The organism is Alcanivorax sp. HI0044, from assembly GCF_001634945.1.
Genome location: NZ_LWEZ01000834.1, coordinates 1 through 431, shown reverse-complemented (window position 1 = coordinate 431; position 431 = coordinate 1). Strand labels below are relative to the sequence as shown.

The 431-nt window shown below is 55.2% G+C and carries 1 pseudogene; it reads left to right on the top strand.

The features are described 5' to 3' along the window. Positions 1 to 431, top strand: a pseudogene (locus A3730_RS09835) (protein translocase subunit SecF); the annotation flags it as partial.

Below are 431 nucleotides of genomic sequence, written 5' to 3'. Positions count from 1 at the left end.
CAAGGAAGTGAATATCCGGGTCGCACCAAAGGATGACGTGGACGCGGACAAGGTGGGCCACAACGTCTTCAATGTGCTGAAAGAGCACAATGCGGATCTGGAACTGCTGAAAGTGGAATTTGTGGGCCCTCAGGTTGGTGACGAACTGCGTGACGAATCCGGTACCGCCATGTTGCTGGCGCTTGGCCTTATGATGGTCTATGTGTGGTTCCGCTTCTCCAACAAGTTTGGCGTGGCTACCGTACTCGCGCTGTTCCACGATGTAATCATCGTGCTGGGTCTGTTTTCGCTGGTGCAGTGGCCGTTCGACCTGACGGTGCTGGCGGCGGTGTTGGCATTGATCGGTTACTCGCTCAATGACTCCATTGTAGTGGCCGACCGCATTCGTGAAGATTTCCGCAATTCCCGGCAGACGGATCCGGTGGCTATTA